Source organism: Mesorhizobium sp. M7A.F.Ca.CA.001.10.2.1 (assembly GCF_003998575.1).
Taxonomy (GTDB): Bacteria; Pseudomonadota; Alphaproteobacteria; order Rhizobiales; family Rhizobiaceae; genus Mesorhizobium.
In genome coordinates, this window is the sequence record NZ_RZQY01000244.1 from 1 (window position 1) to 8,091 (window position 8,091).

Consider the following 8,091-nt stretch of genomic DNA (forward strand, 5'->3'; position numbering starts at 1 on the left):
GCCTTCTTGAATTGCCTTGTGAAATGGCTCTGGTCGCTGAAGCCGGCTTCGACCGCGATCTGTGCCAACGGTTCGCCGGCGGCGATCATCCGCCGCGCCCGCTGAAGCCGGCGCATCACCAGGAAGCGATGTGGACTGGTGGAGAAAGCGGCACGGAAATGCCGTGACAAGGCATAGCGATCAAGCCCGGTTACAGCTTCCAGTTCGCCGGAACGCACCGGCCGGTTCAGGTTTTCCGTGAGATAGTCGCGCGCCAGCGCAGCCGCCCGCCACGCCGTCCTGGTCATCGGCTTCGCCGACTGGCCGCCATGCCGTGTCAGGCTTTGCATCAGTTGCGCCAGGAAGTCGTCGACGAACAGCTCGTCGAGTTCCTGCTCCAGCGGCCCCAGCGCCGAAAGCAACGTTGCGCAAAAGGCGGCGTCCGTCACCACGCCATCCCTGACAAAAGGCAGCGAAGCGCCGCCGAGGCAGTCGAGCATCAGCGACGGCTCCAGATAGAGCATCCGGTAGCGCAATCCGTCCTCGGTGCCGGCACCGCCGTCGTGCAACTCGTCGGGATGCAGCACGATGATCTGGCCGGGCAGGCTGTGGCGCGCAGCGCCGAGATAGCGAAACGTCTGCACCCCGTGCAGCGTCACCCCGATCGAGTAGGTGTCGTGGCGATGCAGGTCGAACGCGCTGCCATGGAAACGCGCCTCAATACGCTCCATGCCGGCGGGGTCGGAGGCCGAGATGATGCAGTTTTCCGCTGCATCGACGCACAAACGTCCAAGACCCCTGAAGGCCTGGCTGTCTAGATCGTGCGACATCGTCTCCTTCAGCCTCGCATTGGGGCACAAACCGAATGGCCAGTGTCTCATGTTCGATACGAAATTTGCAATCGTGCTCCGGGAGGATCTGCCGGTCTGGCAGAAACTCAACGTCACCGCCTTCCTGACCAGCGGCATCGTCGCGCAGTTTCCGGATATCATCGGTGAACCCTATCGCGACCGCGCCGGCAATCTCTACAACCCGCTGTCGATCCAGCCGGTCATCGTTTTGTCCGCCGACCAGACGACGCTGGGCACGATCCACCGGCGCACGCTGGAGCGCGGCGTGACCACCCCGCTCTATGTCGAGGAAATGTTTTCGACCGGCTTTGACGCGGCTAATCGCGCCGTCTTCGCCGAATTCGCGCCTGAAGACGCCAAGGTGGTCGGGATCGCGCTTCGCGCCGACAAGAAGCTGGTCGACAAGATCACCAAGGGCGCCCGCATGCACGCCTAGCCAGGGCACTACCTGCCGGCGGCTCTTGTTGTGCCAGCAGGCTTTCATGTCGCGGCAGTCGACAATTGGCTTGCCGGGAGCCGGCAATTCCCGCAAAGGTGGGCTCCAGCCCAGCTTCCCACCCGGCCTGCAAGTGAGTGCTCCCCAAAGACATGTAGAAAGCGCGACGCCCACGGTGGCGATCGTGTGCATGCTTTCCACCTATGTCTTCTTCACCTTCCTCGACACATCAAGCAAATACCTCGTCCTTGCAGGCGTTTCCGTGCTGGTCGTTGCCTGGGTGCGCTTTGCCGTGCATGTCGTGCTGGTCGGCGCGCTGCTGCGCGGCTGGCGCCAACCGGTGCGGTTTCGTCCGGTCAATCTGCCGGCGCATATCCTGCGCGGGGCGTTCCTGTTCGGATCGACCATATTCAATGTCCTGGCGCTCAAATCCCTGCAACTGGCCGAGACCACCTCGATCTATTTCTTCGGGCCGATGGTGATCACGGCACTGGCCGGTCCGCTGCTTGGCGAGTGGGCCGGCTGGCGGCGCTGGCTGGCCATCCTGGCGGCCTTTGCCGGCGTCCTCATCATCACCCGGCCGGGCGTCGGCGTTTTCGGCATCGGACATCTCTTCGCGCTCGGCTCGATGCTGTCGAACTGCTTCTACGTCATCATGACGCGCCGCATGTCGGCGACCGAGACATCGGAGAGCCTCATCCTGTTTTCGGCGCTGGCGCCGGCGCTGCTGCTTCTGCCCCTGCTGCCGTTTTCGTTTTCCCTGCCGCATGACGGTTGGCACTGGTTCGTGCTGCTGATGCTCGGCGTGTTCGGCGGCGTCGGTCACTGGCTGCTGGTCCAGGCCTACCGGCTGGCGACAACCACGGCTTTGGCGCCCTATCCCTATTCGCAGATGGTGTGGATGATCATTTCCGGCTGGATCGTCTTCAAGCAGTTTCCCGACCGCTGGACATTGGTCGGCGCCGCCATCATCGTCGCCAGCGGTCTCTACATCGTCCATCGCGAGCATAGGCTTCGGCTGCGGAGCCGCGCGGCCTCGGATGTCGAGGCCGAGGCGTTGGCAAAAAAACTTTGATTTGCCCCCGATCGGTGGCATAACGCCGCCTTTAAACAGTTTAGGTCTGAAAGTTCAGGTCCGGGGAGCACACGTCGCTGGCACAAAAAATCAAGCTTTCGACGATCGCGGATGCGCTCGGCGTGTCCACGGCCACGGTCTCTCTGGCGCTGCGCGACAGCCCTCTGGTTGCCGGTACCACGCGTGACCGCATCAAGGAACATGCCCGCGCCATCGGCTATATCTACAACCGACGCGCCGCCAGCCTGCGCACCTCGCGTTCCGGCATTGTCGGCGTCGTCGTCCACGACATCATGAACCCGTTCTTCGCCGAGATCCTGCGCTCAATCGAAAGCGAGCTCGACCGCAGCCGGCAGACCTTCATCCTGTCCAATCATTACGATCAGCTCGAAAAGCAGCGCACCTTCATCGATACGCTTTTGCAGCTCGGCGCCGACGGCGTCATCATGTCGCCGGCCATCGGCACGCCGGCTTCCGACATCCTGATGGCCGAGGAGAACGGCCTGCCGGCTGTGCTGATCGCGCGCACCGTCGAGGGTGCCGACGTGCCGGTCTTTCGCGGCGACGACTCTTATGGAACAGGCCTTGCCACCAACCATCTGATCTCGCTCGGCCACAAGCGCATCGCCATGATCGGCGGCACCGACCAGACCTCGACCGGCCGTGACCGCTACCAGGGCTATGTCAACGCGATGGAGGCGGCCGGGCTGGAAGTCAGGCCGTCATGGCGCATCGCCGGCCCACGCACCAAGCAGGCCGGCTTCGAGGCCGCCGGACAGTTCCTGGCGCTGAAGGACAGACCGACGGCTGCCTGCTGCTGGAACGACCTTGTCGCCATCGGCCTGATGAACGGCATTGCCCGTGCCGGCCTTGTGCCCGGCGTCGACATCTCCGTTACCGGCTATGACGACCTCGAAGAGGCGGCGATCGCGACGCCGGCCCTGACCACCGTCTGGAACGGCCAGCGCGAGGTTGGCCGCCGCGCCGCCAGCGCGTTGCTCGACAAGCTCAACGGCCAGACGGTGCGGCCCTCGCAGGAATTGATCAAGCCGGAACTGCATGTGCGTCAGTCGACCGGCAAGCCGGTGGAGCGTGCATGACCAAGGCCGAACAGTTGCAGACCGTCGCCATCCTGGTGCCGGGCGATTTCAACGACCATGCGGTCGACCGCATCAACCGTACGTTCAGGCGTGTCAGAATCGAACGCGCCGATCCGGCGCTCGTCACCGACGAGATGCGCAGTGATGTGCGCGGCATCGCTTCGTTTGCCGGCATCAACGCGGCGATGATGGATGCGCTGCCCAACCTCGAGCTCATCGCCTCCTTCGGCGTCGGCTATGATTCGGTCGATGTCGGCCATGCCCGAGCGAAGAACATCATGGTCACCAACACGCCCGACGTGTTGACCGAGGAGGTCGCCGACACCACGATCGGGCTGTTGATCAACACCATCCGCGATCTGCCGCGCGCCGAAACCTGGCTGCGCGACGGCAGCTGGGTGCGCAAGGGCAACTATCCGCTGAGCCGGCTGACCTTGCGCGGGCGCAGTGTGGGTATTTTCGGCATGGGCCGCATCGGGCAGGCCATCGCCCGGCGTCTGGAAGCTTTTGGCTTGCCGGTCGCCTACCACAACCGGCGCCGTGTCGAAGGTCTTTCCTACCAGTATCATGCGACCCTGAAAGGGCTTGCCGAAGCCGTCGATACGCTGATTTCGGTGGCGCCGGGGGGCGCCTCGACGGAGAAGGCGGTCAATGCCGAGATACTGTCGGCGCTTGGCGCCAACGGCGTCTTCGTCAACATCGGCCGCGGCAGCACGGTCGATGAGGCAGCGCTCGCGGCAGCACTCGCCAACGGCACCATCGCCGCCGCCGGCCTCGATGTCTTTGCCGACGAACCGAATGTGCCCAAGGCGCTGCTCGACGCGCCCAACACCTCGCTGCTGCCGCATGTCGGCTCGGCCTCGGACCACACCCGCCGCGCCATGGCGGATCTGTGCGTCGACAATCTGGTGTCCTGGTTCACCGAGCGCCGTCCGCTGACCCCGGTGCCCGAGACGGCGCATGTGACTGCTAGAAACTGATCGGTGGTTGCCACATTTATTAACGTCAGCTTAACGCTTTGGAATCATTGTTCAACCTGTCCGTGTACGTGGATGAAGAATGATGAAAGCACTTTCCGCATTGATCGCTGCCGCGGCGCTGTTTGGTGGCATTCAGCTGTTTCATGGCGGCAGCCGTGAAAGCGTGGCCAACGAGGCCGCCCCGTCCAACAGCTACAGGCTGGTCGCCAATGGCGATGAGGCGGTCTGTGCAGTCAGCCGCGGGGCCGAAATTTCGGACGGTTTGTCGCTGCTCACCGTTGCTCCGAAATGCCGCCGGCTCTTGCCGGGCATAGAGCAGGCGAAGTTCTGGCGCGAGCAGAACGATGGCACGGTCGCCTTCAGCGCCAATGGCACCGATCCAATCGTCACCTTCGCGGCTGCCGATGGCGACGGCTACGAATCCTATGCCCCGGCGCTACCATTGCTGTCGCTGGCGGCCACCGGTGATAAGAAATCTGGCGACTGATTATTCCGCCGCCGCCCGCGCGCCAGCCTTCGCTGCGGCGTGCAGCCGAACCGCATCGCCGAAGGCCCGGAATATTTTCACCGAATTGCTGTCCGACTTGACCCAGTATTCCGGGTGCCATTGCACGCCGACGGCGAAGGCGCGGGCGTCGCGCACCGAAACCGCCTCGACCGTGCCGTCGGTGGCGACGGCCTCGACCTGCAGCTTCGAGCCGAGCCGGTCGATCGCCTGGCGGTGCAATGAATTGACCTTGATGTCGCCGGCACCGAACACACCGGCCAGGCAACTGTCGGGTTTGATCGAAATGGTCTGGTGGATGGCGAAGCGTTCGTCCTGCTTGTCGCTCACCGGCGCGCGGTGGTCAAGCGAGCCCTCGCGCTCCTGGATTTCGGTGCCGAGCGTGCCGCCCAGCGCCACGTTCAATTCCTGGATGCCGCGGCAGATGGCGAGCAGCGGCACGCCGCGCTCGATCGCCCGCCGGATCAGCGGCAGCGTCGTGGCGTCGCGCGCCGGATCATAGGGGCCATTGGCTTCGCTGGCGTCGCCGCCATAGAGCGAGGGATGCACATTGGATTTCGAGCCGGTGACCATCACGCCGTCGACCGACGAGAGAAGTTCGTCGAAGTCGAGCCGGTCGCCGAACGATGGCACCAGCAGCGGGAACACACCGGCGCCGGTGATCGCCGCTTCCAGATATTGCTGCGGGGCGGCATGCCAGGTGTAGTTGTCGAACTGACGGACGTCGGTCGATATGGCGACGAGCGGCTGATGCATTTTGCTCTGTGTTCCATCTGGGCAAGGGATACCTGCCGCTAAAATAGGCGATCCCCGGTTGTTTTTCCATGCCAAGTTTCGGCGTGTCGCATGGGCCACGAAATGGCCTGTTAGACTATAGTTGCAGGGTAGCTGGGCTTCGCCGTCAAATCGGGTCGCCGTGCTGGACTCGACTTCTTGCCTGTGTATTGTCTTGAACGAACCGACACGGAAACCGAGGATTTCCTGACGTCGGCCTGTTGATCCAAAAGGGAGGAACTTCATGGATCGTCGTTCATTCATTCGCAAGGCCGGTGTCACCGGCGTCGGTGCCGCCGCGGCGGCGGCCACACTGGCGGCGCCCGCAATAGCCCAGTCCAATCCCAAGGTGACGTGGCGGCTGGCGTCGTCCTTCCCGAAGTCGCTCGACACCATCTATGGCGGTGCCGAGGTGTTCTCGAAGATGCTGTCGGAAGCCACCGACGGTAACTTCCAGATCCAGGTCTTCGCCGCCGGAGAGCTGGTGCCAGGCCTGCAGGCCGCAGACGCCACCACGGCCGGCACGGTCGAGGCCTGTCATACGGTGGCATATTATTACTGGGGCAAGGACCCGACATGGGCGCTGGGTGCGGCGGTTCCCTTTTCGCTCAACGCACGCGGCATGAATGCCTGGCATTACCATGGCGGCGGCATCGACCTGTTCAACGAGTTTCTCGCCACGCAGGGCCTTTTCGGCCTGCCGGGCGGCAACACCGGCGTCCAGATGGGCGGCTGGTTCCGCAAGGAAATCAACACGGTGGCCGACCTTTCCGGCCTCAAGATGCGAATCGGCGGTTTTGCCGGCAAGGTGGTGCAGAAGCTCGGCGTCGTGCCGCAGCAGATCGCCGGCGGTGATATCTATCCCGCGCTGGAGAAAGGCACCATCGACGCGGCCGAATGGGTTGGTCCCTATGACGACGAGAAGCTCGGCTTCTATAAGGTCGCGCCCTATTATTACTATCCCGGCTGGTGGGAGGGCGGCCCGACCGTCCACCTGATGTTCAACAAGGCGAAGTACGAAGAACTTTCGCCGACGTACAAGTCGCTGCTGCACACTGCCGCGCAGGCGGCCGACGCCAACATGCTGCAGAAATACGATTATCTGAACCCTGCGGCGGTGAAGCGACTGGTAGCCGGCGGCGCGAAACTGCGCCCGTTCAGCCAGGAGATCATGGCCGCCTGCTTCGAAAAGGCCAACGAGGTCTATACCGAAATGGAAGCCTCCAACGCCCCGTTCAAGAAGATCTGGGAATCGATCAAGGGCTTCCGCAAGGAGCATTATCTCTGGGCGCAGGTGGCCGAATACAATTACGACACCTTCATGATGGTCCAGCAGCGCAACGGCAAGCTGTAGTCGGCCGGACTTCTGCTCAAAAGCTCTCTGGGCGGAACCCGCTCAGGGAGCTTTTCTGTATATACCGGAGGCGAAACCGGCGGTTCAGCCTCGGCGCGGCACCACCAGAACCTTGACCTCGCCGGGCGCCGGCGGATTGGCGATCACCGCTGGCGCTTCTTCAAGCGACACCTGCCTGGAGATCAGCCTATCGATCTCGATCGTGCCGGAAGCAATGAGTTCGGCGGCACGGCGATGGGTGTAGGGATTGAGGAAGGAACCGAGCACCTTCAGTTCCCGGAACAGCAGGTCGAACGGCTCGAATTCAGCTTTCACGCCTTGCGGCGTCACGCCGACGATGACGACCGTGCCACCGGCGCGGGCCAGCCGCATCGACTGCTCGACGGTCTCTCGCACGCCCGCACATTCGAAGACGACGTCGACACCGCCTGGCACCAGCCCCACCGGTCCGGCGATGGCATCGATGACATCGGCGGTGGTTGGATCGATCGTCATTGTCGCGCCGAGGTCCTCGGCGAGGGCGCGCCGCGAGGCTTGCCTGGTCGACAGGATGATGGTCGTGGCTCCCGCCAATCTTGCCAGTTGTACGGTGAGCAGGCCGATCACGCCGCCGCCAAGCACGACCACCGAGCTGCCCGGTTTGATACCGGCAAGGTCGACGCCGTGCAGGCAACAGCCGAGCGGCTCGCAGAAGGCACCGTGCATGGGATCGAGGCCCGCAGGCAGGACGAAAGCCTGCTTCTGCGGCAAGGCAAGATATTCGGCAAAGCCGCCATCGCGATGAATGCCGATGGCGCGCAGATTGCTGCAGAGATTGACTTGTCCCGCGTGACAACGCGCGCAGCGCCCGCAGGCGATGTTGGGGTCGCCGGTGACACGATCGCCGATGGCAAAACCCGAGACCGATTTTCCGATCGCCTCGACGAGACCGGAGAACTCATGGCCGGGCGTCACCGGCGGCGTGCACGGAAATTCGCCGTGAAACAGATGCCGATCCGTGCCGCAGACGCCGCAGGCTTCGATGCGCACCAGTAGCT

The 8,091-nt window shown here is 63.5% G+C and carries 9 protein-coding genes; 6 read left to right on the forward strand and 3 right to left on the reverse strand.

Annotated features, from left to right (window positions below; genetic code table 11):
* The coding region (locus EN964_RS17010) for an AraC family transcriptional regulator (protein WP_164775850.1) at positions 1-809 on the reverse strand (809 nt) is incomplete at its 3' end.
* A 49-nt stretch (positions 810-858) separates the two neighbouring features.
* Between EN964_RS17010 and EN964_RS17015 the strand changes: the two genes are divergently transcribed.
* The 5 genes from EN964_RS17015 (at position 859) to EN964_RS17035 (ending at position 4,908) form a co-directional block, all read left to right on the forward strand.
* Positions 859-1,266: a DUF2000 family protein gene (locus EN964_RS17015; protein WP_127266505.1), complete on the forward strand. Its 408-nt coding sequence runs from the start codon at positions 859-861 to the stop codon at positions 1,264-1,266.
* A gap of 190 nt (positions 1,267-1,456) precedes the next feature.
* Positions 1,457-2,341: a DMT family transporter gene (locus EN964_RS17020; protein WP_164748949.1), complete on the forward strand. Its 885-nt coding sequence runs from the start codon at positions 1,457-1,459 to the stop codon at positions 2,339-2,341.
* Between the two features lie 77 nt (positions 2,342-2,418).
* Positions 2,419-3,441: a LacI family DNA-binding transcriptional regulator gene (locus tag EN964_RS17025; RefSeq protein ID WP_081738944.1), complete on the forward strand. Its 1,023-nt coding sequence runs from the start codon at positions 2,419-2,421 to the stop codon at positions 3,439-3,441.
* Positions 3,438-4,421 (forward strand): 2-hydroxyacid dehydrogenase, encoded by a 984-nt coding sequence (locus EN964_RS17030; RefSeq protein ID WP_127266507.1) that lies wholly within the window; start codon positions 3,438-3,440, stop codon positions 4,419-4,421. The genes EN964_RS17025 and EN964_RS17030 overlap by 4 nt, the downstream gene beginning before the upstream one ends.
* An 82-nt stretch (positions 4,422-4,503) precedes the next feature.
* Entirely contained in the window at positions 4,504-4,908 is a 405-nt protein-coding gene (locus EN964_RS17035; protein WP_032901504.1) for a hypothetical protein, read from the forward strand.
* Here the strand turns inward: EN964_RS17035 and EN964_RS17040 are convergent, their stop codons facing one another.
* Positions 4,909-5,682 carry a gamma-glutamyl-gamma-aminobutyrate hydrolase family protein gene (locus EN964_RS17040; protein WP_127266508.1) on the reverse strand — a complete coding sequence of 258 codons (774 nt, stop codon included), beginning with the start codon at positions 5,680-5,682 and terminating at the stop codon, positions 4,909-4,911.
* A gap of 262 nt (positions 5,683-5,944) precedes the next feature.
* Between EN964_RS17040 and EN964_RS17045 the strand changes: the two genes are divergently transcribed.
* Entirely contained in the window at positions 5,945-7,054 is a 1,110-nt protein-coding gene (locus EN964_RS17045; RefSeq protein WP_013528215.1) for a TRAP transporter substrate-binding protein, read from the forward strand.
* A gap of 84 nt (positions 7,055-7,138) precedes the next feature.
* Here the strand turns inward: EN964_RS17045 and EN964_RS17050 are convergent.
* Positions 7,139-8,091, reverse strand: a 953-nt coding sequence (locus tag EN964_RS17050; protein WP_127276558.1) for a zinc-dependent alcohol dehydrogenase family protein, incomplete at its 5' end; no start/stop codon positions are given.

Coding starts and splice junctions, on each gene's coding strand:
- EN964_RS17015 (WP_127266505.1), top strand. CDS start 859: ATGTTCGATACGAAATTTGCAATCGTGCTCCGGGAGGATCTGCCGGTC.
- EN964_RS17045 (WP_013528215.1), top strand. CDS start 5,945: ATGGATCGTCGTTCATTCATTCGCAAGGCCGGTGTCACCGGCGTCGGT.
- EN964_RS17020 (WP_164748949.1), top strand. CDS start 1,457: ATGCTTTCCACCTATGTCTTCTTCACCTTCCTCGACACATCAAGCAAA.
- EN964_RS17035 (WP_032901504.1), top strand. CDS start 4,504: ATGAAAGCACTTTCCGCATTGATCGCTGCCGCGGCGCTGTTTGGTGGC.
- EN964_RS17040 (WP_127266508.1), bottom strand. CDS start 5,682: ATGCATCAGCCGCTCGTCGCCATATCGACCGACGTCCGTCAGTTCGAC.
- EN964_RS17030 (WP_127266507.1), top strand. CDS start 3,438: ATGACCAAGGCCGAACAGTTGCAGACCGTCGCCATCCTGGTGCCGGGC.